Source organism: Paenibacillus sp. JT31N17 (assembly GCF_056269255.1).
In genome coordinates, this window is record NZ_JBWDNP010000001.1 from 456,537 (window position 1) to 481,775 (window position 25,239).

At 53.2% G+C, this 25,239-nt stretch carries 16 protein-coding genes; all 16 read left to right on the plus strand.

What is annotated here, in order from left to right; all coding sequences use genetic code 11:
* The first annotated feature begins 105 nt into the window (after positions 1-105).
* A complete protein-coding gene (locus AC0YOB_RS02050) occupies positions 106-1,041 on the plus strand; it encodes an ABC transporter ATP-binding protein (RefSeq protein ID WP_475791325.1) in 936 nt (311 codons plus the stop codon).
* Positions 1,042-1,065: 24 nt separating this feature from the next.
* Positions 1,066-2,184: an ABC transporter permease gene (locus tag AC0YOB_RS02055; protein ID WP_475791326.1), complete on the plus strand. Its 1,119-nt coding sequence runs from the start codon at positions 1,066-1,068 to the stop codon at positions 2,182-2,184.
* Positions 2,185-3,336, plus strand: coding sequence for an ABC transporter permease (locus tag AC0YOB_RS02060; RefSeq protein ID WP_475791327.1), 1,152 nt, complete (start codon positions 2,185-2,187; stop codon positions 3,334-3,336). It abuts the gene before it with no gap.
* A 229-nt stretch (positions 3,337-3,565) separates the two neighbouring features.
* Positions 3,566-3,907, plus strand: a complete 342-nt coding sequence (gene ymzB / locus AC0YOB_RS02065) for a protein YmzB (protein WP_475791328.1) — start codon at positions 3,566-3,568, stop codon at positions 3,905-3,907.
* 321 nt (positions 3,908-4,228) lie between these two features.
* On the plus strand, positions 4,229-5,785 hold the full coding sequence (locus AC0YOB_RS02070; RefSeq protein WP_475791329.1) for an extracellular solute-binding protein: 1,557 nt from the start codon (positions 4,229-4,231) through the stop codon (positions 5,783-5,785).
* 27 nt (positions 5,786-5,812) lie between these two features.
* On the plus strand, positions 5,813-6,871 hold the full coding sequence (locus AC0YOB_RS02075) for a TolB family protein (RefSeq protein WP_475791330.1): 1,059 nt from the start codon (positions 5,813-5,815) through the stop codon (positions 6,869-6,871).
* A gap of 216 nt (positions 6,872-7,087) precedes the next feature.
* Positions 7,088-9,418 (plus strand): helix-turn-helix domain-containing protein, encoded by a 2,331-nt coding sequence (locus AC0YOB_RS02080; protein ID WP_475791331.1) that lies wholly within the window; start codon positions 7,088-7,090, stop codon positions 9,416-9,418.
* Between the two features lie 196 nt (positions 9,419-9,614).
* Entirely contained in the window at positions 9,615-11,807 is a 2,193-nt protein-coding gene (locus AC0YOB_RS02085) for a beta-galactosidase (protein WP_475791332.1), read from the plus strand.
* Positions 11,804-12,892 carry a mandelate racemase/muconate lactonizing enzyme family protein gene (locus AC0YOB_RS02090; protein ID WP_475791333.1) on the plus strand — a complete coding sequence of 363 codons (1,089 nt, stop codon included), beginning with the start codon at positions 11,804-11,806 and terminating at the stop codon, positions 12,890-12,892. Before AC0YOB_RS02085 ends, AC0YOB_RS02090 begins: the two co-directional genes overlap by 4 nt.
* A gap of 20 nt (positions 12,893-12,912) precedes the next feature.
* Entirely contained in the window at positions 12,913-15,552 is a 2,640-nt protein-coding gene (locus tag AC0YOB_RS02095) for a hypothetical protein (RefSeq protein ID WP_475791334.1), read from the plus strand.
* A gap of 105 nt (positions 15,553-15,657) precedes the next feature.
* Positions 15,658-17,766 carry a hypothetical protein gene (locus AC0YOB_RS02100; RefSeq protein ID WP_475791335.1) on the plus strand — a complete coding sequence of 703 codons (2,109 nt, stop codon included), beginning with the start codon at positions 15,658-15,660 and terminating at the stop codon, positions 17,764-17,766.
* 432 nt (positions 17,767-18,198) lie between these two features.
* Positions 18,199-18,978 (plus strand): DUF817 domain-containing protein, encoded by a 780-nt coding sequence (locus tag AC0YOB_RS02105; protein WP_475791336.1) that lies wholly within the window; start codon positions 18,199-18,201, stop codon positions 18,976-18,978.
* A 582-nt stretch (positions 18,979-19,560) separates the two neighbouring features.
* A complete protein-coding gene (locus AC0YOB_RS02110) occupies positions 19,561-20,526 on the plus strand; it encodes an ABC transporter permease (protein WP_210044030.1) in 966 nt (321 codons plus the stop codon).
* A gap of 17 nt (positions 20,527-20,543) precedes the next feature.
* On the plus strand, positions 20,544-21,425 hold the full coding sequence (locus AC0YOB_RS02115) for a carbohydrate ABC transporter permease (protein ID WP_210044029.1): 882 nt from the start codon (positions 20,544-20,546) through the stop codon (positions 21,423-21,425).
* A 44-nt stretch (positions 21,426-21,469) separates the two neighbouring features.
* Positions 21,470-23,032 (plus strand): type 2 periplasmic-binding domain-containing protein, encoded by a 1,563-nt coding sequence (locus AC0YOB_RS02120; protein ID WP_475791337.1) that lies wholly within the window; start codon positions 21,470-21,472, stop codon positions 23,030-23,032.
* A gap of 173 nt (positions 23,033-23,205) precedes the next feature.
* Positions 23,206-25,224, plus strand: a complete 2,019-nt coding sequence (locus tag AC0YOB_RS02125; RefSeq protein WP_475791338.1) for an alpha-amylase family protein — start codon at positions 23,206-23,208, stop codon at positions 25,222-25,224.
* Positions 25,225-25,239: the final 15 nt, after the last annotated feature.

Here is a 25,239-nt window from a genome sequence, read left to right on the forward strand (position 1 = left end):
ACATGAGAATTCTCATTCCGAAAGGATGAACTTATGCACTGGCATGAGGGCATCCTTTTTTCTTACAATAAGGTCATGAAAGATGACGAAACGGAGTGAACTCTTATGAATGTATTGGATATCCGCAATCTCACGAAGAAGTTCGGCGATTTTATCGCGGTCGATAATGTCTCCCTTGCTATCCGCGAAGGCGAGATCTTCGGTTTTCTTGGAGCCAACGGCGCCGGAAAAAGCACGACCATCAACATGGTGTCGTCGCTCCTTCGACCGACCAGCGGCGAAATCCGCATCCTGGACCGGGACATTATGAAGCAAAGCCGGTTCGCGAAGGTCAACCTTGGAATTGTGCCGCAGGATCTGGCGATTTATGAGGATATGACGGCCTATGAGAATGTAAGCTTTTTTGCCGGGCTGTATGGTCTTCGTGGTTCCCGGCTGAGGGAACGGGCAGAGGAGGCGCTGGAATTCGTCGGTTTGAGCGATAAGGCGAAGACCTTCCCGAAAAATTTCTCGGGCGGCATGAAGCGCCGGCTCAACATCGCCTGCGCCATCGCGCATAAGCCCAAGCTGATTATTATGGACGAACCGACGGTCGGCATCGATCCCCAGTCGCGCAATTATATTCTGACCTCCGTGCGCAAGCTCAATGAATCGGGCTGCACGATTATCTACACAAGCCACTACATGGAGGAAGTGGAGGAGATCTGCTCCCGCATCGCGATCGTCGATCACGGCAAAATCATCGCGGAAGGGACCAAGGAGCAGCTCAAAGCCACCATAACCGATGTGAAGGACATCCGGATCGAATTGAAGTCGGCCCAAGGCTCGGAAGGCGAGCGGCTGCAGGGGATTCCGGGGGTGCGCAAGGTTCTTCAGGAGGAAAACATTCTCCGCATTCACAGCGATGCCGCCGTTGACAATCTGAATCTGATTCTGAAGCGGCTGATGGAGGACAATATGGAAATCCGCGCTGTCGAAGAACAGGAGCCGAACCTCGAGATGGTATTCCTCACCCTGACTGGGCGCAAATTAAGGGATTAATCCCATGGAGAGGAGGGTATGGCTATGAATACGTTATCGATTGCCCTAAAGGAAATCAAAAGGGATTTTCGCGACCGGCGCACGCTGTTCTTCATGCTGGCTTTTCCCATCGTGCTTATGCTGATTCTCGGCCTGGCTCTGACCAATGCTTTCACCAGCAATGCAAGCATTGGCAGTATGAAGGTGCTTGTCAAGGATACAAGCAGCGGCATGCTGTCCCAGTCCTTCCAGGCATTCGCCAAGGAGATTGGCTCAACAGGCGTCCAGTTCGAGACGGCCAAGGCAGACATTGACGGCCGGGAAGAGGTGGCGGAGAACCGGTACCAGGGCTATGTGGAGCTTACGGATAGCGGCATATCGCTGTACGGCAGCGACCGCAGTGCGCTTGAAGGCAATATCGTGCAGGGGATGCTGAGCGCTTTTACGGATAAATATAACGCAGCCGCAGCTGTAGAAAAGAGCGATCCCGATAAAATTGGTCTCGTACTCGCCGGGAGCGGCGGAGGTTATATTCAGGAAACCTCGATCCTTGCCGACCGCAAGGCGGGATCCATGGATTACTATGCTTTGGCCATGACGGTCATGATTGCCTTATGGAGCGCCATGTCAGCGGGAGAGCTTATCCGCAGTGAAATCAAACGCGGTACGGTGACCCGGCTTGTTGCGGCTCCGGTGAGCAGAAGCGAAATTTTTATCGGCAAAATTATGGGCAATATTGTCATTAACATGCTGTGTGTCGTCATTATTGTATTCTTCAGCAAATTTGCGTTTAAAGCGTATTGGGGCGATCATCTGGGCCTGGTGCTGCTCGTTCTGCTCACAGAGGTGGTAATGGCGGCAAGCTTCGGGCTCGCGGCAAGCTATTTGCTGAAAGGGACCTCATCACGCGGACTTGTTAATCTGCTCGTACAGGTGTTTTCCTTTTTCGGCGGCGCTTATTTCCCTGTTGATGATGTCGGTGGAGGCATAATGAGCTTCGTGACGGAGCTGTCCCCCATTCGCTGGGCGAATCGGGGATTGACAGAAATTATCTATGCCAACAACTTATCGGCGGCTTGGCCGGTTATGGGGTTGAACCTTGGTCTTGCAGTATTGTTTCTCGTCATATCGGCAACAATTATGAAACGCAGGGAGGGCCTGTAAATGTGGAAGGATTTTTGGTTTCTGGTCCGGATTACGCTGTGGACCACGTTTCGTAAGCCCTCCAACCTGATCTTGTATTTCGGTCTCCCGGTTGCCGGAATTCTGCTGTCCACCCTTCTCTACGGGTCCCCGGGACAGACGGTGCTCCGGGTTGGAGTCGCGAACGGGGATGGATCAGAAGCGATAGCAGCGGATACGGCGGGCTTCGTTCAGGGGCTGGATAATGTGAAAATCGTAAGCGTTACAGAGAGCGAGCTGAAGAGTCAGCTTGCAGCGGGGGAGCTGGACAGCGGAATTGTCATCGGCGCAGGCTTCTCGAAAAGCGTGCTTGAAGGCAAACCCGGTCATATCGGAATCCAGTCGATCAAGGGTGCACAGGTAACCGCTTATATGAAGTCTATGCTGGCCGGCTACATTGACAATATTTCCGCCATCGGCAAAATATCAGCAGGAGACGCAGCAAAGTTCAAGCAGCTGTACGATTCGTATCGGGGAACGGACTTCAAGCTGTCGGCACAGTCAGTGAATGATACATCCTCCACCAAGGATATGTCCTACCAGTCGATTGGTTATCTGATCATGTTCATGATGATGTCTGCGGTCAACCTCTCGGAGCTGATTCTCAAAAATCGCGAGAACCGCACTTATTTCCGCATTCTGTCTTCACCGGTAGATGCCAGAACCTACGTCATGTCCAATGTATTTGTGAATTTGTGCATCATGCTGGCCCAGATTGTGGTTGCGCTGTTCTTCATGTTCGTTATCTTCGGACTCGAGCCCGGTATTCCCGCAGGTGAGATGCTCGGTATCATGTCCCTGTTCGCCCTGGTGTCGGTTAGTCTCTCGCTCGTTGTCGTCGCTTTCTCCAAGAGTACGGCTATGGCAGGAGCACTGCAGAACCTGATTGTGACACCTACCTGCCTGATATCCGGCTGCTTCTTCCCGATCAGCATCATGCCGGAGGCCATCCGCCGCATAGCGGATTTCCTGCCGCAGAACTGGGTGCTGCAGTCGATCGACAAGCTGCAGTCGGGAGGCGCGCTCAGTGGCATCTGGTTCAACCTTGCGGTGCTGCTTGCGTTCGCCTTAGTATTCTTCCTGATTGCGACCTACAAGTTCGGACGAAACAACGATACGAGAAATTTTGTTTAATATATAAGGAAGTATAAGATTCCCCTATACTTTGCTTCTATTTCTGAAGGAAGAAACGGCTGCACCGCCAATAGGACGGTGAAGCCGTTTCTTCTTGATAACGGAGTAACGGTGTTTATTTTGCATCTTTTGGTGGGAAATTGCCTAAAGTGGGTAAAATAATACAACAACCGTGGAGCGGCGGTTCTGATCACATAAACAATCCGCTTCAGTCCTGGAGGAGATACGAATGATGACATTATCGCGGCAATCGCTAGTCGAATGGCTGCAGAGCCATACCGGCCAGGAGCTCCTGATCCGAAAACAGGAGCAGGAGGATTTGGACGAGGTTCGCCTTGAGCTGAGCGATATCGATTATCGAAGCAGCCGGAGCGATTCCATCGATGAGTATACATCGGACAGCGCGCTGCTGCTTCACGGGCGGGGTACTGTAATAACGGAAGGCAGCGAAGAGGAGCTTCCTTCCCGTACCTTCGAGATTCCGCTGCAGGGATTAAACTATGCGAAGCAGGAGAACGATGCATTGGTTCTGGAGACCGAGCGGGCCAAATACCTGATCAGTGTTTTATAATCCTTACCCTAAGGAAGCTTGAGCATCAAGGGCATATTGCCCAAAGACGGGACCCGGCTGCATGCAGCCGGGTCCTTTTTTGCTATGGCTCGAAAGAAGACTAATGGAACGCAAACGATACAAGGTACGCCGCATTCAGGCGGTCTTCTGTTTCAATCGTAGAACAGACAATTTATTAACGAAAGGGACAAAACTTGCGATTCTGCAAAGGAGCAAGAACTGTCGCTAACCTGCGGCTGGTGAATGGGCTACTATATGAATGGAAAGCGCCGCCAAATGCTGTGGCGCCCGAAAAGAAATTCATATTTGAGGAGGTTTTGCATGATTGCAGGAAAGCTGTATGGTTATGCCCTGTCCATGGTCCTGTTCATAGGTCTGCTTGCAGGATGTTCAGGTGGGAACGGGAACGAGCCCGCTGTTGACAGTAGCGAAGAGGGGACTCCGAATGCCGCGGAACCAGCCGCAGCTGCAGAAGCGTTGAAGCTCCAGTTTATGGTGCCTTCGTTTGCAGAGGTTCCCGACATGAACGACCAGTATTGGACGGAATGGCAGAAGCGGACGAACACATCGCTTGACGTCGAGTGGATCCCGTCCGGAGATTACGATACGAAGTTTGACCTGGTGCTGGCGTCCGGCAATCTCCCGGAAATCATTGTCGCCCAGAATGTGACCCGTCCCACGCTGCAGATGGCCATCAAGCAGGGTGCGTTCTGGGATCTTACGCCGTTCCTTGGCGACTTCAGCAAGTACCCTAACCTCAAGAACAACAGCGAGCAGAATGTCTGGACGTATATGAAATCCGACGGGAAAATCTATGGGATTCCCCGCAACCGTCCCGTCATTGATCCCGGCATCAAGATAAGAAAGGATTGGCTGGATAAATTAAATCTGCCCATACCCAAGACACTCGATGAGTATGCCGCAGCCCTCAAGAAAATTGTAGACGGGGACCCCGACGGCAACGGGAAAAAGGATACGATCGGCATCATCGGTCACGGCTACCTGCTGGCTGATGGGGACGGCTCTTATGAGGCTGCTTTTGGCGCATTGGACCCTTTTTACAATCAGGAGGGCGGATTGGTCCGCGATTTATTAACCCCTAATTACACGGATATGGTGGATTGGTTCCGTAAGCTGTATGCGGACGGCATCCTGGCGAAGGAATTCACGACGATCAAGAAAACGCAGGCGGAAGAAATGTTCGCCACCGGCCGCGCAGCCTCCTATACCCGGAATATTTGGCGCGATTACACATGGGAGCAGGAGAACAAGAAAACGCAGCCTGATGCCGAAATCATTACGCTTCCTCCCATGCAGGGTCCCAAGGGGGTCAGCGTTCAGCTCGTGCCGCCATTCTTCGGGGCGAATTACATTTCCAAGAAGGTACCGGAAGAGAAGGTTAAACAAATTCTCGATTATTTTGAGAAAACGACCACAATGGAATACACGGACTTCAACTATTTTGGCATCGAAGGCGTTCATCATACATTGGTCGACGGACAGCCGCAGCTGACCGAGCTTGGAATCAAAGAGGTGACTACAAACGCCAACCAGGTATTCGCATTGGCCTTCAACAATAAAATGAAGGTGTTTAATGCCTCAGCCCCCAAAGCCTATAACGACGCCAAGCTGAAGGATGCCGAGGTGTACGGCGAGGTTGGCAAAACCAATGTGTTCAACATCATCGCCTCGGTCAAGTGGACAGAGGTCTGGCCCAAATATGAGAAGGAGTGGCAGTCGATGGCCACCAAAGCTATTGTGGGTCAAATCTCCATGGACGAGTACAAAGCCTATGTCGATAAGCTGAACGCCATGCCGGAATTCAAGCAGGCGTACCAGGAATATGCCGCGATGTACAAAGAGTATTTCGGAGAATAAAACGCAGGAACCAAGGAGGAATTTGTTATGCCCATCTATAACTCGGACAATAAAGCCTATGAAGGAGAGCATGTGCTGGATAACCCTCCCCCGTTTCATGAGAAGCTGCTTGATTACGGCGAGCGCCCGTACTGGTCGCCGGACGGCAAACGGCTTGCCTTTATCGAGCGGAATTACGGGGATGTTTGCGAAATGGATATGGCCACCAGAGAGGTCCGCAACTTGACCAAAAATCTGGGAAATCATCATTCCTTCCTGCGGGTTCTGTTCCTCGCCAACGGAGATTATCTGCTCATCGGTCCCAAGGAATTCAAAGACCGCCGCACCAGCAGATATCTGGAGTCAGAGCTTTGGATCATGGATAAGGATGCCAGCGCTCCGCCCAAGCCGCTGGGCCGGAGAATTTCCGAAGGGGCGGGGGTATCGGCAGTTGCGAACCGGATCACATACTCCATGCATGGAGGACATGATCCGCGTATCGGCACAACCGAGGACTACGAATGTCATGTGACGGACATCGTTTACGGACCGGACGGTCCGGAGCTTGGGGATGACCGGGTCATCTACCGCAATGTGCGCGGCTTCCATCCGGAGCCTCAGGATTTTCGCCATAACGATACGGAAGTGATCATGGCTGAATATATCGGCAGTCCCTTCAGGACTCCGGATAATTGGAAGGCTGTAACAAGGGGCATTAATTTGAAGACCCTCGACGTCCGCACTTATATCACAGAGGAGCAGACGCATAATGAATGCGAAGGAATCTTCCCGGATCACGAGCATATTTGCCTGGAATCCTCCTGCGATCTGGTGAATCAGTTCCCTCCCTTTGATTTATGGAAGCTGAAGCTGGACGGTACCGGCAGGCGGGTTCGGATGACGCGCTTCTTTGACCGCTCTCCCTGGAGAGCCAGCAATTCCAATGTAAGCCCGGACGGCAAATGGCTGGCATTCATGGTCAACACCTACACGAGCGAGCCGGGATTTGGAATGGGTCTGGGACTGATGAATTTGGAGGAGTGGGAAAAAAGCGAGTATGCAGCGCAGTGGGAAACACCGGAATCCAGAGCTGCGACGCGGCAGTAAGAGCAAAAATCAGCTTGGGCGGTTCGATGAAATTCGGGGTTAACGACAAAAACGGTTCTCTCGCAAACTTGCGAACAGGACCGTTTTTTATCGGTTATTCCGCAAGTCTCTGCCCGCATCGCCAAAAATAGTGCAAATTCTCCCAAGGATTCGACAATGCGGACATCGAATTGTAGTAGGATAGCGGACGAAAATATTATCGTTTGGGGGGTCATAATGGTTAACTGGATTGAAGCCCTGGTACGCCAGCCGGGTTCCGTGCTTGCTGCCAACCGCGGAAAATATTTATACAAGTTGATTTGGCTTGGATGCATATCCGTCTGTGTTCCCGTCCTATTGGCCAGCTTGGTTTACTATCAATTTTCCATGAACCGGATGAATCAGCAAATGCTCAGCGAAAGCCGGTCATCCCTCACGATGATGAAAGACAGGTCCGAACGCATTCTGCAGGGGATAGAGCAGGAATCGCTTCAGCTGGCGCTCGATCCTGCCCTTACGAACTTTTTTACTAAGCCTGATCAGGAATCCGGCATCATCTGGCATCAGAATATTTTGGATAAAATCGCCATGTTCAAAAATACCAACAGCTTTATTGATGAGATTTTTTTTTATAACAGGGCGGAAGGAACCGTGTTGTCCAACCGCTACGGCACGGTCGATAAGGAAAAATATCCATACGGGGAAGACATCGACCGGCTCATCCGGGACGGCAATCTGTCCCAATGGACGATCATGCCTGCCGGGAAGAAGGACGGCTACATCACATTCGCCCGGCTGCTGCCTATATTGGGGAGCGGGGAGGCGCAGGGGGTATTGGCGTTTGAGATTGAAACCTCCGCAATCAGCAAATTTTTGCAAACGGATACAATTATAGTTCCGAAGGAAAAGGACTTATTCGTACTGAATTATCAGAGGCTTTTCCATGACGGCAATACAGGTTCGGAAGACATCTATTCAAAGCTTAATCAGATGGAAAGCCTCGAGAAAATCCGCACCTCCGGCAAAACGACCGACAGCTTCTTCGCGGAAGGGATTGACGGGGACCGGGCGCAGTATCTGTACCAGAAAAATGTTTTCGGCCGCACCTATGTGACGGTGATTCCCGAGAAAATCATCGCCGGACAAATCAACTGGATCCGGGGTGTTACGCTGCTTGTGCTGTTTTTTTTCATTGCCGTGGGTGTTCTACTGACTTACTTCAATACGAAGAAAGCGTACAACCCGATCGGGGAGCTGATCAAGCACAGCAGAAACCTAAGCTTCGGGAGAATCCAGAATAAAGACAATGAGTTCGACTATATCAAGGAATGTCTGGACTTCTTGAATAACGAGGCCGAAAAGCTGGGCACCTTCATGGAGCAAATCGAGCCTTCGCTCAGGGAAAAATGCTTGCAGCAGCTGCTGAACGGCGATTATGTCAGAAATGATTCTCTCATTCGCGATTCCATCACGTACGGGATATCCGTTGATTCCACCAATGTGGTGCTGATTGCTGAAGTGGAGAATATCTCGAAGGACAAACGTTTTCTGCCTGATGAGAGAAGCATTATCGCGTTTGCCATCGCCAATGTCATGCAGGAGCTGCTTCAATCGGATGCCCGTATTCAAGGCTACGTCATCCCCTTTCAGGGAAGGGGCGTCGCCCTGCTGCAGTTCGGTCAGGATACCGAGTTGTCGGTTATGCGCAATCAGACTATTGAGTATGCGAACTCTGTATGCGCCTCGCTCAAGAATGTCCTGTCCTTTGACGTGTCCGTAGGCGTCGGGCGGTTCTACTCCCATACAGCGGATGTCCCGGTTTCTTACAAAGAAGCGGAGATCGCGCTGCAGAACCGGATTTTTCGTTTATCCGAGCATGTCTTGTTCATTGACGATATGGAACGCAGCAAGAAACAGGCATTGTTCCGATATCCGCAGGAATTGGAAACAGCCATTGTCGAGGCTTTGGAGACCGGAGATCCTGGAGAAGCGGGCCGCCATTTGTCCCAATTCTCCGAAACGCTCCGCAGCTCCCATTCCTATATATTGGTCTATCAAAGCTATTATGTGCTGCTGTCCGCCGTGATTCATTCTCTGGAAAGGCAGGGGGGCAGCCTCGTTGACATCCTGGAGCATAATTTATTCGGACATCTCAAGAACAAGCAAACGTCCCAGGAAATCTACGAGTGGTTCGTCGAGAGCATCTTTCCTCTCTACAAATGGCTGGCGGAGAACTACAGGAGCGAGACAGGCCAATCGGCCGTCAAGCAGGTTTGCCGGCATATCAAGGAGAATTGCAACAACGACCTCTCGCTGGTGAGCTGTGCGGATATGGTGGGGATGAGCCCTTCTTATTTGAGCCGGCTGTTCAAAAAAGAAATGGGCATGAATTTTCTCGATTTTGTCGTCGACTGCAAGGTTGTGGAGGCGAAAAGGCTGCTGCTCGAATCGGATCGGACCGTCAGCGATATCGCGACGGCGATCGGATATTCGGAGCGGAATTTAAACCGTATCTTCCAGCGATATTCGCGAATGACCCCCAGTGCATTCAGGTCAAGAAACCGGTAAAAAGGGAGGGTTGGACAGTTTTTGCCCTTGCCGGACGGAAATTGTGAACCGGCCGGAAACGGGAAGTTGGTCAAGAATTGTCCCTTACATGCAGACGGAGGTATCGATAATATCAGGTTAGCAGCGAGCAGCATTATCGTTAAACGTGGAATGAAGCGCTGTTCCTCGTTTATGGATGGAAGGAGGCCGAGAGGCTATGGTTCAAAAACGAAAACCGCAGCTGCCTTATGGTGCGGTATATTTCCGCAAATCGAATCCGCCCGGCGAAGACTGGCAGCGCGATTATGCGGCCGCCGGTGAGGACGGCATGAATACGTTCCGGCACTGGTTCATGTGGGGAGCCATCGAAACGGCACCCGGCGTGTATGATTGGACCGATTACGACCGGCAGATGGATTTGGCGGCGCAGCACGGCATTCAGACCATCGCTGCGGAAATGATCACATCCGTTCCGGAATGGGCGGTGCATGCAATGCCGGAAGCGGTGCATATGCGAGCGGACGGAAGCCGTCTCAAGACACAATTGAGCGGCAGCAGCGCCACTGGAGGGTTCGGGGACGGCTCCTCGGGCGTCTTGTGTCTGGATTGTCCGGAAGCGAAGGAGCTTGCCGGGCGATTTCTGACGAATCTGGTGCTCCGTTACAAGGATCATGAAGCGATGGCCGGTTATGACGTATGGAATGAGTGCAATTATTCTCCGCATATTTGTTACTGCCGCTTTACGAAGGATAAGTTCCGTCAATGGCTCAAGGTCAAATATTCAAGCCTGCAGGAATTGAATCAGGCTTGGCACAGGTACAGCTATACCGCCTGGGAGCAGGTGGAGCCTCCGGCGCAAACCGCCCCTTACCCGGAATGCTTGGACTGGTTGGACTTCAAGAAAGACAATTTCTACGAGCATATGCAGTGGAGGATCGATCTGATCCGCAGCCTCGATAACCAAAATCTGATCACGGCGCACGGGATTGCCGGCAGTCTTCACATTATGGCGTCCATGGGGGCGGATGACTGGCTCGCAGCCTCCAAAGTGGACGTTTACGGGTTTACCTGGGTAGCCTCCCGCAAGGGCGGCGAGCCCTGGAAGCAGTGGCATGCCGTCGATCTGGTGCGCTCTGCCTCGCGCGGCAAGCCGTTCTGGCATGCGGAGGCTCAGGGCGGTCCGCTGTGGCTGCAGCCCCAGGTTATCGGCCGTCCGAGAGAGGATGGAAGAATGACAGAGCCGGAGGATATCCGGATCTGGCAGATGATCTCGTTTGCCGGAGGCGCCCGCGGGCTCTTGTTCCCAAGGTGGCGTCCGCTGCTCGACGGCCCTCTGTTCGGTGCCTTCGGCGCTTATGCCATGGACGGCTCACGGACGGACCGTTCGTCCATGGCAAGCAGGCTGGCCCGTTGGACAAACGATGAAGCCCAGAAGGATTTGCTCGAAGCGGCGCCTATCCAGGGTGATATAGGGATCCTGGTCATGCCCGAAACGCAAACATTCGATTATTTGCTGAATCGTGAAATGCGGGGCGAATGGTACAGCCAGTCGATGTGGGGAGCCTATCAGGGCTTCTTCGACAACAACATCCAAGCAGACTGGGTGCATATCGAACATATTGAAGATTACAAGGTGCTCTATTGGCCTTATCCGATTATGGCCTCCCGGCAGCATTCGCGAAGGATACAGGAATGGGTGCGAAGCGGGGGGATATTGATCAGTGAGGGCTGTCCGGCTTATTTCGGAGACAAGGGCAGAGCAGGAGCGCAGCAGCCTAATTACGGGCTGAACGAACTGTTCGGAGCCGCTGAAACACATGTCGAGTTTATGCCGGACATCTCCGGCACGCTTGAGCTGGATTGGGATGGAAGACGGGTGCGCGGAGGCATCTATTGCCAGTCCTATGCCGCCTTCTCCGGCGGGCAGGTGCGGGGGCGCTATGGGGATGGCAGCGCGGCGGTCATCGAGCATGCTTATGGCAGTGGAAGAACGCTGCTCATCGGAACATTCCCTTCCGAGGCTTATTACCGGACGCATGACCCGGTAAACCGCCAGTATTTCCAGGAGGTATTAGCCTGGGCAGGGGTCGATCAGCATGTACGGATCTCCGATCACCGGGTTCAAGCCCGGCTCTCCGCAGGCAAGGACGGCGGATTGTATCTCTGGATTCTTAATCCGGATAGGGAAGAACGGACAGCGGAAGTGGAGCTGTCCCAAGGCTTGGATGGTCTTGCTGTCGTTCGCAGGTATTGGGGAGAAGCGGTTTATGAGCGGACAGAACGAAGGCTGCAGATGACGCTGCATGGCAGGGATGCGCTGGTGCTGAAACTGGGAGCGGGACCGGGATCAACTCCCGGGGAATCCGCATCCGCCGATGCGGCGGAAGCGAATGGGAGGATAGAGCCATGAAAATCAAAAGCATTGAAACCTTTACCAATAAGCAGATCAGCTTCGTGCGGGTGAGAACCGAGGACGGGCAGGAGGGCTTCGGGCAAATCGCGCCCTATCATGCCAATATCTCGGCATTGGTGCTGCATCAGCAAATTGCTCCGCACGCGCTTGGCGCGGATGCGGAAGACATTGCCGCGCTGGCGGAGCGATGCGTGGAAGCGGAGCATAAGTTCCCGGGCTCCTACATATGCAGAGCCGTCGGCGGGCTGGATACGGCTTTATGGGATTTGAAAGGGAAGCGGCTCGGGAAAAGCGTATGCGAGCTGCTTGGAGGCCAGCCGCGGGCTGTTCCGGTCTATGGCTCCAGTATGCGGCGGGATATTTCCCCCGCAGAGGAAGCGGACCGGCTGCAGAGGCTTCAGGATGCGCATGGCTACCAGGCCTTCAAGATCCGTATCGGCAAAAATTTCGGCAGCGATACGGATGTTTACCCGGGCAGGACGGAGGAGATCGTACCGGCTGTCCGCAGAGCCATTGGAGACAGAACTGATCTCTATGTGGACGCGAACAGCGGATTTACACCGTCCAGGGCCATCGAGGTCGGACATATGCTGGAGCAGTACGGCGTCTGCCACTACGAGGAGCCTTGTCCCTATCCGCAGCTGGAATGGACGAAGCAGGTGGCCGATGCGCTGGAGCTTCCCGTTACCGGCGGGGAACAGGATACGGATCTGGCGCAATTTCAGAGGATGATCTCCATGCATGCAGTGGATATCGTTCAGCCCGATATTTGTTACATCGGGGGCTTGAGCCGGGCCTTGAAGGTAGCACAGATGGCGGAGGCGGCCGGAATGACCTGTACCCCCCACGCGGCCAACTTGTCGATGGTGACTATTTTCACCCTGCATATGGCTGCTGCTGTACCTAATGCTGGCCGGTTCGTGGAATTTTCCATCGAGCCCGATCACTGGACGGAAGGGCTGTTCACCTCCGGGCTTAAGGTGGAGGACGGCAGGGTGCATGTGCCGGACGGTCCCGGATGGGGCGTCACCATTCATCCTGAATGGCTGGCCAAAGCTGAATATAGAATCAGTCAAATCTGATTATATGAGGAGATGTTCTTATGGATAATCATGCGGAAATGACGCTGTCACTGGTAAGGCATTCAGCGGATTCTGCCGCCCATGACCGCTCGGTGGATTGGGCAATCGGGTACTTGGCGGAGACCTGCCGTCAACAGGGCATTACTGTAACTGAAATGAAGGGAATCGATGCATTGTCCGGGCACGGAGCGGGCCTTTGCATCCTTGTTTCCGGCCCCGATCCGGAGCATGGGGCTGCCAAGGGAAGCAGCGTGAACGTCCCGCAGGAAGCGGAGTCATTTGGTCTGTCCTGGCAGAATGCAGAAGGCAGACCGGTTCTTAACGCTGCCGGGAGCGACCCGCAAGGGATTGTATATGCCATCCTGGAGCTGGCGGATATCGTGAAGTATTCCGCAGATCCTCTGGCCGGGCTTTCGCTAATCAAGCCTTATACAGAAAAACCCGCTGCACCTGTCCGCAGCATCAACCGTTTATTCGTGAGCGAGGTCGAGGATAAACCATGGTTTTATGATAAAGCGTTCTGGCTTGAATATTTGACCGAATTGGCCACACACCGGTTCAACCGGCTCCACCTTGCTTTGGGCATGGGGTACGATTACGGGCATGATCCCGGGGTCAAGGACAATTATTTCTGCTTTGCCTACCCCTATTTGCTGGATATGCCAGGCTATGATGTCAAAGTGAAAGGGCTGCCGCAGGGAGAAGCGGAGCGGAATTTGGAGATGCTGCGCTTTATCAGCAAGGAAGCCAGGCTCAGAGGCGTTCATTTCCAGTTAGGCATCTGGACACATGCCTACGATCCCAGCGATAGTCCCGACGCCAATTACCTGATCGAAGGGGTTAACCCTGACAACCATGCCGCTTATTGCCGGGATGCGCTTGGGGCCTTGATTCAGGCTTGTCCGGACGTGGAAGGCATTACGATACGCACCCATTATGAGGGCGGCATTCCCGAGCCGGCCCATGAGTTCTGGAAGATTGTGTTCTCCGGCATTCTGAAAGCCGGCCGCCCGGTGGAGCTCGATCTGCATGCCAAGGGCGTGGATGACCAGATGCTGCAGGTGGCGGTCGAAACGGGGCTTCCCGTCGTCGTGTCGCCAAAATATTGGGCGGAGCATATGGGCCCTCCATACCATCAGGCGGCAATCCGTCAGACCGAGCTTCCAACCGAGGATACGGACCGGCCGGACCTGATGGCGATTACCGCCACGTACAGAAAATTCACCCGTTACGGTTACGCGGATTTCTTGAAGGAAGACCGCAAATACGGCGTGCTGTACCGGATTTGGCCGGGCACGCAGCGGGTGCTGCTGTGGGGCGATCCCGCCATGGCCGCCGGATATGGGCGGCTCGGCAGCTTCAGCGGCGGATTGGGCGTGGAATTATGCGAGCCATTAGCCTTCAAAGCCAGAAAAGGAACCGGATCGCCGGGAGGACGCGAGTCTTACGCCGATGCTTCGCTCGGATTGGCAGGCGCGGAGTGGAAGAAATACCTGTACACCTACAGGCTGTGGGGCCGGCTGCTGTATAATCCGGATGCCCGGCCCGACTCCTGGCGGCGGTATTTGCGGTTTGAATTCGGCGAAGCGGCTCCTGCCGCCGAAGAGGCGCTGGCGCATGCCAGCCGGATTCTGCCGCTTGTGACGGCAGCGCATCTGCCTTCTGCGGCCAACAACCATTATTGGCCGGAGATGTATGCCAATATGCCCATTGCCAAGTCTGCCGGCAAGCAGGTCCAATACGGAGACACGCCGGAGCCCAAAACGTTCGGTGCGGTCAGTCCGCTTGATCCCGCCATGTTTTACCGGATTGACGATTTTGCCGATGACCTGCTGCATGGGAACCGCAGCGGCAAATACTCCCCGCTTGATGTTGCCGCCCAACTAACCGGATTTGCGGATAGGGCCATGACTGAGCTCGCCGGGGCGGTGACCCAAATTAACGACCCGGAGTCCCCTTCATTCAGGCGCTGGAAGATAGATGTGTCCGCACAGGCGGGCCTGGGTCGCTTCTTCGCCGGCAAGCTTCGCGCAGGCGTTGCCTATGCCCTGTTCGAACGAACCGGAGACCCGGCCCAGCTGCGGGAGGCGCTGCGATTCTACCAGTCTGCCAAAGAAGCCTGGGTGAGTGTCATCGAAAGCACTCAGGGCGTATACCGTGAAGATATCACCTTCGGATATGTGCCTTATATGAGAGGGCATTGGGCTGACCGCCTGCCTCTAATCGAGGAGGATATCGCGGCGCTGGAACAGGAGCTGGAAGAAGCCGGCCCTGCCGTCCCGCAGGAGAAGGAGACTGCAAGTGCGGGCGTATTTACGCCATCCACTGCTGAAAAACCGGCAGTGGAACATACCCCGCCGGCGGTGTTCCGCAAGGGGGAGGCTGTTAAACTGTCCTTATCCGTACCGGAGGCTTCGGCGGAGTGGCAAATTCAGCTTCATTACCGGCATGCGAATCAAGTGGAGAGCTATCAAGTGACCGATTTGAAGCGGGAGGGAGAACGGTATGTCGCGAGTATACCGGAAGGGTATACGGACACGCCTTATCCGATCATCTATTTCTTCGAGCTCAGGGATGGTTCAGGGCATGCATGGCTCTCCCCCGGCTTCAACGAAGCACTGTCCAACCAGCCGTACTATCTTCTAAGGCAGGAATCATAAATGGACCAGACCGCAGCACAGACATGTGCGCTGCGGTCTTTCCTCATGCGCAGCCGGCCTTTTTCGCAATTAGCGTTAGTACTATTAATTGGAGGGAAACCCACATTGAAGCTCATATACGATCATAAAGATCCGGTCATTTCATTCGGAGCAGAGCAGCTCAAGCAAAGTCTCGGGCGGAGCGGTTTGTTTTTCATCGAGCAGTTTTCCGGTCATGGGACGGTACGGCTGCCTGAAGAGGGCATTCTTGCCAGAAAAGTGCCGGTACAGCGGGGGAAAGCGCCCCGTTATGAGGACCAGTCGTTCCGTATATACCGGGAGGGCGGGCTTGTTTATATAGAAGGCTCCGATTCGCGCGGTGTGATGTATGGTTGTCTGGAATGGGCAGAACGGCTTGCGACAGGCACGGAGCTTGCGGATGGCGAGGAAATCAGACAGAAGCCTGCGCTTGGCATACGCGGGATCAAATATAATCTGCCGTATGTACCGTTCGATTCCGGAGATCCGTTCGTGCTCAATGAACAGACCTGCATGGATATCGCCTTCTGGAGATCCTATCTGGATATGCTGGCACTTAACCGTTATAACTGCCTGAGCCTGTGGAGCGAGCACCCCTACCATCTCATGGTCGTCTCGTCCAAATACAGAGCAGCGAATCCGTTCAGCGATGTGGAGATCGACCGGAATATCCGGTTTTTCCGCGAGCTGTTCCGGCATGCGGCGGACAGGGGCATTGACATCTATCTGTTCACCTGGAATATCCGCCTGACTCCCGAAGCGGCGCGCGGTCTCGGCTTGCCGGAGAACGTAGGGGATTTCGGCAATATGTATGATGACCTCATCCATCGGGTCGGTCTGCCGCTCAACCGGTTCCGCGGGCAGTCGGAGATAATCAGGGACTACATCCGCGAGATGGTGCTGCAGCTGTTGATTACGTACCCCGAGCTGAAGGGACTGGGCACCTCCGCCAGCGAATGGATGGACGGCAGCGGCTATGAGCGGGAGAACTGGATTGTGGAAACCTATGTGGAAGCAATCAAGCAGTCCGGCAGAGCCATTCCGTTCATTCACCGTACGAATATGCAAAATGCGGGCAAGGAAATCAAAGACATGGTGCAAAGCCAGTTTGATCCCAAACTCTTTTATATCAGCTGGAAATATTCGAACGCCCACTGCTACTCCCACCCGGTGCCCCGATTCGAGGAGCTGTGGGGAGCCTGGGAGGGGATCGATCTGGAATCGACCCAAGTGCTGTTTACGGTGCGCAATGATGATGTATTTACACATCGCTGGGGAGACCCGGACTATGTCCGTTCCTATGTGAAGGGCATGCAGAAGCCATACGTCAAAGGCTTCTATTGGGGATCCGATGGTTATGTATGGGGGCGGGATTTCCAGCATGTCGATCATGGGCATAAGACGTGGACCTACGATTACGAGCGTCATTTGTTCCAATTTCAATTATGGGGACGGCTTTCCTATAACCCGGACACGGATGACCGGGTATGGACCTATTTGCTCGAAAAGCAATATGGCCCCCGGCACGCTCCTCTTTTCCTGCAAGGACTCCGTCATGCCTCGCGGATCATCCCGGCGGTCAACCGCTTGTTCTGGATCGATTATGACTTTCAATGGCATGCGGAAAGCTGCTTGTCGCAGGTTACCGGCTTTAAGACCATTCTTGATTTCGCAGACGGCGTTCCGATGCCGGGAGTCGGCGTAATGGGAATTTCCGAGTATGCAAAATCGGAGCATGAAGGCATTTTGGAGCAAGCGGCGGGGAGCTATGAGGAAACGCCGATTAACATTATCGGAATATTAAGAGAATCATCCGCGCAGGCCGAACAAGCCGCCAGCAGGCTGGAATCGGAGCTTGGGGGGCTGCGCGGCGGACATGCGGAATGCACGTTATATGATCTGAAGGCATATGCGCAGATGGGCCGTTACTACGAGTGCAAATTTTCCGCCGCGCTGGAGCTGAACCGGTACAGGCGAGACGGCGACGGACAGCGCAGGGAGCAAGCGGTTGCGCTGCTGGAGCAGGCCGCCGGCCATTGGGAGCGCTTGGGCCATTACTGGAGTCTGCACAACAAGCCCTATTATATGGCAAGAGTCAAACAAACTTTCGGCTATCCGTACTATCTGGAGGATGTGCGCCAGGATATTGAGCTGGCAAGAGGATTCGCCGGCCCGCAGGATGCGGCCGAAGAATAGGTAATCATATCAGCCGCGAGAATGAGTGGATTGTCAGATGAACGAAGCCTGCGACCGCAGTTTACCAAACGGCCGCAGGCTTTTTATTGAGCTTGCAGCATTTATAATAGTCGAACGCGGTCAATTGGAGGCCCTCTGTCAACTCGGCTGTTCAACGCTTGCGATTGGCCAGCGATTGGGCGTCATCATGGGCCATTGCCCGTAAGATGGAACGGCGTAATACATTGTATAACAACTAAAATATATTGTAAAACGATAAATCGTGTGTTAAATTCAAATTATCCCTAGCTAAGTGAGGTGTACTTTATGGAACGAGGAACAACACTTTTTTAAACGGTCTGAGGTGAACAACTTGGCGATTAATCTAGACTATCGAAACAGCCACTCCGCTTTCCTTTTAAAAATGGCAAGCCATCCGGGGAGATAACGTCAATGAAACCAGTCGTACAACTGCTGCATTTTGGCTATCATCAGGCGATGAGCTGCATATTTCCTGTTGCGGTATTTGGAACTTTAGCACTCTCCAGCGTAATAGAGGTGCCCGTTATTTACCGTTATGATGCCATTCTTCTCATCCTGCTTGCAGTGCAGTACGTTATGTACCGCAGCGGATTGGAGACACGCGATGAGATTAAAGTGATCTGTGTCTTTCATGTTATCGGCCTGCTGCTGGAAATCTACAAGGTAAGGATGGGATCATGGTCATACCCTGAGCCCGGGTTTACAAAGATCCTCGGTGTACCGCTCTATAGCGGATTTATGTATGCAAGTGTAGCAAGCTTTATGTGTCAGGTATGGCGCAGGCTTAAGATGGATATGACCGGCTGGCCGGGGCTTGCTTCTGCGGGATTGCTGGGAGGAGCTATTTATCTGAACTTTTTCACCCATCATTTTATTCCTGATTTTCGTTGGTGGCTGACGGTGCTTGTACTTCTTGTTTTTTGGAAAACATGGATCATCTATCGGGTCCGGACCACTACTTATCGAATGCCCCTGACACTTGCCTTTTTCATTGTCGGTTTTTTTATCTGGCTAGCCGAAAATATAGCCACATTTTTTAATGCCTGGAAATATCCTGACCAGCAACAAGGCTGGCAGATGGTGGGCTTCAGTAAAATCAGCTCATGGTTCCTTCTGGTCATTATCAGCGTCATCATTGTCGCCCAGCTCAAACATGTCAAGGCTGGCAGGAAAACGAATGATTCGCGGTGAAGCAACGATCAAGCTAATATAGAGCACCGCCCGCTTTATTTACTTAACGACCATGAAATTCACTAACGGGGTAAGAACCTGGTCCAACAATTGTTTTATGTGACTAACCCTGAACGTATGGGAAGAACCGGTTTCACCGCCTACTGGACGGCGGAACCGGTTTTTTTTGACCTTTTAGAATTTATAAGTTTCACGCCTATAAATTTCTATAAGGTTTGAGGGAAGAAACTAACAATGCCGCCAGAGGACGGCGAAGCCGGTTCTTCTTACATTCATTTTATCTTGTGAATGTCGATGGGATATTTCGTTCAATAGGAGGTCATATACGAAACATAATGCAAGGGTGGCCGGACATTTCTTGCTCTGCTCTGCCTGCGCTGTCCGCTTCCCGTCCGCTTGAACCGCAGTATAGAAGAGTTTCCGGTATTATCGGACTGGACAGAAATTTCGGATCGGCCCCGCAGCCCCTCACTTCAAGATTTGTCTCTTTTATGCCCATAACCGCTGCCTTATGATCAGGGCACAGGAGGTTTAGATGGAAGGTTAACCAACATATCCGTGATGAGAGAGAGGTGTAAGGCTATGAAGGACCCAGCGGCTGCGGCGCAAGCCGGTTTGCCGAACCGCGTCATGAAGAGTGGAAACTCCCGTCTATGGGTGCGAATATTGCAGTACAAATATTTGTATTTGCTTGCTTTGCCCGGAATCCTTTATTTCCTGATTTTCAAATTTCTGCCGATGTGGGGACTGCTGATCGCCTTTAAGGATTACAATCCGTACAGCGGCTTCTGGGGCAGCGAATGGACCGGGATGAAGCAGTTCAACGACCTGTTTGCAGACCATAATTTCTATTTGATGCTCCGCAATACCTTAACGATTAATATTTTCGGATTAGTCTTCATGTTCCCTGTGCCGATCATTCTTGCCGTGATGTTGAACGAGGTCAGACATGAGGCCTTCAAGCGGTTTAACCAGTCCATTGTCTATATGCCGCACTTTTTATCCTGGGTGGTCGTAGCCAGCATGACGTTTTTTGTGCTGTCCACGGATGTCGGCATTGTCAATAAGCTGATAACGGAGTCGGGCCGCGAAAGCGTCTCGTTTCTATCGAACCCGAATTACTTTTGGGGGCTGATGACGGCTCAGAATATGTGGAAGGAAGCAGGCTGGGGCACCATAATCTTTCTCGCGGCGATGGCCGGGGTCGACCCGCAGCGGTACGAGGCGGCCGTCATGGACGGTGCAAGCCGCTGGCGGCAAATCTGGAATATTACGCTGCCGGCTATCCGGCCCACCATTATTATTCTGCTGATTTTACGGCTGGGCCAAATGGTGGACGTCGGCTTCGAGCAGGTGCTGCTGATGCAGAATCCCCTGGTCATGTCGGTTGCAGAAGTATTCGACACATATGCGTATACGCAGGGTATTCTGAGGGGTCAGATCAGCGCCGGAATTACCGTGGGCATGTTTAAAGGCGTTGTCGGGCTCGTGCTGGTCTTATCGAGCAATTATATAGTCAAACGAATGGGACATGAGGGCATTTATTAACGTTGGGAGGTACGGTTATGAGTTTTGTCTCGCGCAAGAAACTGACGCTGTTCGACTGGGTTAACTATTCGCTGCTTTCCCTGATCTCGCTCATTTGCATTTTCCCTTTCATTTACGTTTTCAGCGTTTCCTTTACCGATCCCAAAGTGTATGTTCCCCTGAAGTTCTATGTGTTTCCGGAGCAGTGGTCGCTTTCTTCCTACAGGTACATTTTGTCGACCAACAGCTTCATCAATGCGCTGAAGAGCACCGTGTTTATTACCGTGGTGGGTACCGCGCTGAATGTCATCGTGTCATTCTCGCTGGCCTATGCGCTGACGAAAAAGGCAATGCCAGGCCGGGGGATTATGATCAGCGCTGTCATCTTCGCCCTCGTGTTTAATGCGGGCATTATTCCCAGCTATTTGCTGATCAAGGAATTGGGGCTGCTGAATTCCTACTGGTCCTTAATCTGGCCGGCTTTAACCAATGCCTGGAGCCTCATTGTCATTAAGAGCTTCCTGGAATCACTGCCTGCAGAGCTTGAGGATTCGGCGCGGATCGACGGCTGCTCGGATCTGGGCGTGTTTCTGCGCATCGTAATTCCGCTCTCCATGCCGGCGATTGCCGCGTTTACTTTGTTTTTTGCCGTCTCGCACTGGAACACCTACTTCAACGCGCTGATCTATATCTCCGATTCCAAAAAATGGACGCTGCAGGTATTGATCAAGACGCTCGTCATCGACTCCGATTCGAATGGGGTGGGCCAGGCAGGAGCAGGCGGGGACGACCGGGTCATACCCCAGGAAACGATCCGCATGGCGTCGATTGTACTGGCAATGGTTCCCATTCTGATCGTTTATCCTTTTTTGCAAAAGCATTTTGCCAAGGGAGTGATGCTGGGCTCGGTTAAAGGATGAGTTAGTATATTGACCATTTCATTGATCAGGGAGGATGGAAAAAGATGAAAAGTACAAAAGCCAGGGCGGTATCCGCGGGGGTGTTCTTCCTGCTCATTCTCTCGCTGCTTGCCGGCTGCGCCAGCGACAATGCCGGGACGGCCAATACGGACGACCCCGCTTCCGGCAATAACCCAAGCGCAGAAGCCGGCGGGGACAGCGAACCCCTAACGATCCAGATGTTCGCCGGCCTCTATAATGAAGTCCCGGACATGAACAATGCCTATTGGACCGAATGGCAAAAAAGAACGAACACGAAGCTGGATATCGAGTGGGTGCCCGACGGCGATCTCAAAACGAAGGCCGACCTGCTGTTTGCTTCCGGCGATCTGCCCGAGGTTATCTCATCGCCGGATTTCAGCTGGCCCACCTTGCGCAGCGCGGCCAGGAACGGCGCTTTCTGGGATTTGACGCCGCTGCTGGGCGATTTCAGCGAATATCCGAATCTGAAGGAGAATCTGGCGAAGGACTGGGAGAAATATTTGGCGATCGACGGCAAAATTTATGCGGTTCCCCGTTCCCGCTCCCGCATCGATCTCGGTGTCAAAATACGTGCGGATTGGCTGGAGAAGCTTAACATTCCTGTACCAAAGACATTGGATGAGTACGCAGCGGCTTTGAAAACAATCGTGGAAGGCGATCCGGACGGCAACGGGAAGAAGGACACGCTTGGCTTGATCGGACACGGCGTCATTGTGAATGACGGCGACGATGCCTTTGCCGCAGGCTTCGGTGCGCTCGACCCCACCTATAATGAGGATGGCGGACTTATCCATTCGCGGTTGACCCCGCAGTATACGGATATGGTTGCATGGTTCAAAGGATTGTTTGATAATGGGGTACTATCCAAGGAGTTTTCCGTCATGAAGAAAACCCAGGCGGAGGAAGCCTTCAAAACCGGCAGAGCAGCTTCATATGCAAGGAGCATCTGGTGGGATAAGGAGTTCGAGGACTCCATCGCCAGAACGCAGCCCGATCCTGAAATACTCAACCTGCATCTGCAGGGACCAAGCGGCGACGATGCGATTTCTCTCGAAACCGGAGTGTCCGGCGGTTATTATATTTCCAAAAAGGTGCCGGAGGAGAAGGTCAGGCAGCTGCTCAAGTATTTTGACTACACCGCTTCCGATGAAATGACGGACTTCGCTTATTACGGGCTCGAAGGCATTCACCACACGGTGGTGGATGGACAGAAGGTGCTCACGGAGCAGGGAGTGAAGGAGGTCAATACGACCAGCAAGGGCGCAGGCGTACTTGCCTATTCCATGTGGGGCAAAGTGGAAAGCGCTTCCGGCAGCAAGGAGTATAACGACGCGAAGAAGAAAGCCGTGGAAATTTTCGACCAGGTCGGCAAAGTAAGTCCCTTCAAATACTCGTTCTCCAATACCTGGAATGATACATGGCCCAAATATGAGAATGAATGGAAGACGATGGTGACCAAGGCCATAGTAGGGCAGATCACAATGGACGATTATCGGGCCTATGTGGATAAGTTGAACAATCTGCCGGAGATAAAGCAGGCGTATCAGGAGTTTGCCGAATCCTACAAAGCCTTCAACGGGGAATAGCCCCGCAAACCGCAAAGCATACCAACCATTCGGTGGCCTCTGCGCCACCTTTTTTTTCAGATATAAGAAGGTAAAAAAGTCTGAGCTATACTTTGCTTATATTTCCAAGGTGAACCACTTGCTGCTGCAATACAGCGTCATCCATTTCGTCCCGGGAGGGGGAACTGAAACATATGAACAGAAAAGCATGGTGGCGGGAGCCGCTCAGAGTCATTCAACCCAATCTTCAGATCAGGGACACGGGGGCGATCGATCCCGAGCGTCTTGCTTCCCAAATGAAGGAAATGGGCGCGAATACGATCGTGTTCAACGTCGGAGGCATTTACGCCTGGTATCCGACCAAGGTGGCTTATCATACCGTGAACGAGTTTCTGCCGACGTCCTTCGATTTGCTTGAAGAGGTTATACAGGCCAGCCATAAACAGGATATCCGCTTTATTGCCCGGTTTGACTTCAGCAAAGCGGAGGACCGGATATTTCTGCAAAGACCGGAGTGGTTCGTCAGGCAGCCCTCGGGAGAGCCGGAAATTCTCGGTTCGAAGCGGCCGGGGAGCTGGTCGCTCCTGATGTCGACTTGCATTAACGGGGCATACCGCAACGAGTCGGTGGCCATTCCGGTTCTTGAGGAAGTCATCAACCGATACGGAATCGACGGTATTTTCTTCAATGCGCCGGGATTTATTCCCTGCAGCTGTGAGGGCTGCCGCCGGAAATACCGCGAAGCCTACGGCAGGGAGCTCCCGGCGGACCGCAGCGAGTATATGCCGGAATGGGCATCCTCCTGTATGCGCGACAACATGGATAAGATCTATTCCTTTATTAAGCAGAAGAAAGCCGGTATTCCCATGATACTTTATTACAATCTGTATCGGGATAATCTGTTCGACCGTGAGCGGACAACGGATATGCTCTGTACGGAGCCGCAGGACGTATTGTCGTTAGGCCATCAGCATATCCCTGAATTCTGGAAGCCTGCGCTGAGTATCAAACTGGGGAGATCGCTTCCCGAACGTCCGGCGCCCTTCGGCATCGTCCATTCCAGTCCCGGAATGGATTGGCGCCATACCGGATTGCCGCCTGCGGAATACAGGTTCTGGCTCTCGCAAATCCCCGCTCATGGCGGCAGCATCTGGCACTCCTTGACGGGAATCCCCGATACGATCGAGGATAAACGGATTCTGGAGACCGTGTCCGACTTCAACCGGAATGTTCAGAAGGTCGAAGCCTTCATGGACGGTGCGCTGCCGAAGTCGCAGACGGCCCTGATGTGGACGGCCGAAGCCTCGGCAGAGGGCTGGGCGGATGGGCTGATCAACAATCAGATACCGTTTGATGTCCTGCTTCAGGAGCAGGCGACGTTGGAAAGACTCTCTCAATACGGGGCGCTTATTATTCCAGGTGGCATGAATCTTGCGGAGGATTGGGTGGCCGTCTTGACCGCTTACGTGAAGCAGGGCGGGAATATTGTCATCGAAGGAATCGTTCCGGAGCAGGAGGAACTGCTTGCGCTGCTCGGCATCTCCGGCGAAGCTTCCGTCAGCGAGCCTCTTACGGCCTCTTATCTGCGCTTCGAAGGGGATTCGAATCCGCTGCAGAAGGGGATGGAGACCACCGGACTGATCGCCCACCGCGGAAGGGTGAACTATACGAGGGTCTCCAGCTCCAGCGCACAGGTGCTCGCTACGCTGGTTCCTCCCTTCTCGCCGCTCGAAAGCGTTGGCGCGCCGCCGGAGAGAGCCAGCCTGCCCGTAAGCCATACGGATATCCCCTTGGCTATCAGCAATAAAACAGGTCAGGGGGGTTCCCTGTATCTTCCTTTTTCGCTTAGCGCACTCATTAATGAATATAAGCTTGGCGAGCATTACCAATTTCTGAAGAATGCCATTGATATGACGCTTGGCCAGGGGCGGTTTATTGAAGTGACCCCTATCCAGGGTCTCCAGGTGACTTTGTTCGAGAATAACAACAAGCTGCTGATTCATCTGGTTAACGGAGTCGGCCGAAGGCCGCTTGCCCATTCGGTACCGCTCCTTGATCTCGAAGTGAAGCTGGGCGTAAGCGGCTTGCCGGCGAAGGATGTGAAGGCGCTGATCTCGGGTCAGACGCTTCGCTGTATCTCCGATCAAGAGCGGCTGACTATTACCCTCCCGCGTCTGGATGTATGGGAATGTATAATGGTTGAACTGGAATGACGGTACAGGTAGACA

Excerpts from the sequence above, each read along its gene's own strand:
- AC0YOB_RS02060 (WP_475791327.1), top strand. The coding sequence starts at position 2,185 with ATGTGGAAGGATTTTTGGTTTCTGGTCCGGATTACGCTGTGGACCACG.
- AC0YOB_RS02070 (WP_475791329.1), top strand. The coding sequence starts at position 4,229 with ATGATTGCAGGAAAGCTGTATGGTTATGCCCTGTCCATGGTCCTGTTC.
- AC0YOB_RS02115 (WP_210044029.1), top strand. The coding sequence starts at position 20,544 with ATGAGTTTTGTCTCGCGCAAGAAACTGACGCTGTTCGACTGGGTTAAC.
- AC0YOB_RS02105 (WP_475791336.1), top strand. The coding sequence starts at position 18,199 with ATGAAACCAGTCGTACAACTGCTGCATTTTGGCTATCATCAGGCGATG.
- AC0YOB_RS02080 (WP_475791331.1), top strand. The coding sequence starts at position 7,088 with ATGGTTAACTGGATTGAAGCCCTGGTACGCCAGCCGGGTTCCGTGCTT.
- AC0YOB_RS02120 (WP_475791337.1), top strand. The coding sequence starts at position 21,470 with ATGAAAAGTACAAAAGCCAGGGCGGTATCCGCGGGGGTGTTCTTCCTG.
- AC0YOB_RS02085 (WP_475791332.1), top strand. The coding sequence starts at position 9,615 with ATGGTTCAAAAACGAAAACCGCAGCTGCCTTATGGTGCGGTATATTTC.
- AC0YOB_RS02125 (WP_475791338.1), top strand. The coding sequence starts at position 23,206 with ATGAACAGAAAAGCATGGTGGCGGGAGCCGCTCAGAGTCATTCAACCC.
- AC0YOB_RS02110 (WP_210044030.1), top strand. The coding sequence starts at position 19,561 with ATGAAGGACCCAGCGGCTGCGGCGCAAGCCGGTTTGCCGAACCGCGTC.
- AC0YOB_RS02055 (WP_475791326.1), top strand. The coding sequence starts at position 1,066 with ATGAATACGTTATCGATTGCCCTAAAGGAAATCAAAAGGGATTTTCGC.
- ymzB (WP_475791328.1), top strand. The coding sequence starts at position 3,566 with ATGATGACATTATCGCGGCAATCGCTAGTCGAATGGCTGCAGAGCCAT.
- AC0YOB_RS02050 (WP_475791325.1), top strand. The coding sequence starts at position 106 with ATGAATGTATTGGATATCCGCAATCTCACGAAGAAGTTCGGCGATTTT.
- AC0YOB_RS02090 (WP_475791333.1), top strand. The coding sequence starts at position 11,804 with ATGAAAATCAAAAGCATTGAAACCTTTACCAATAAGCAGATCAGCTTC.
- AC0YOB_RS02095 (WP_475791334.1), top strand. The coding sequence starts at position 12,913 with ATGGATAATCATGCGGAAATGACGCTGTCACTGGTAAGGCATTCAGCG.
- AC0YOB_RS02075 (WP_475791330.1), top strand. The coding sequence starts at position 5,813 with ATGCCCATCTATAACTCGGACAATAAAGCCTATGAAGGAGAGCATGTG.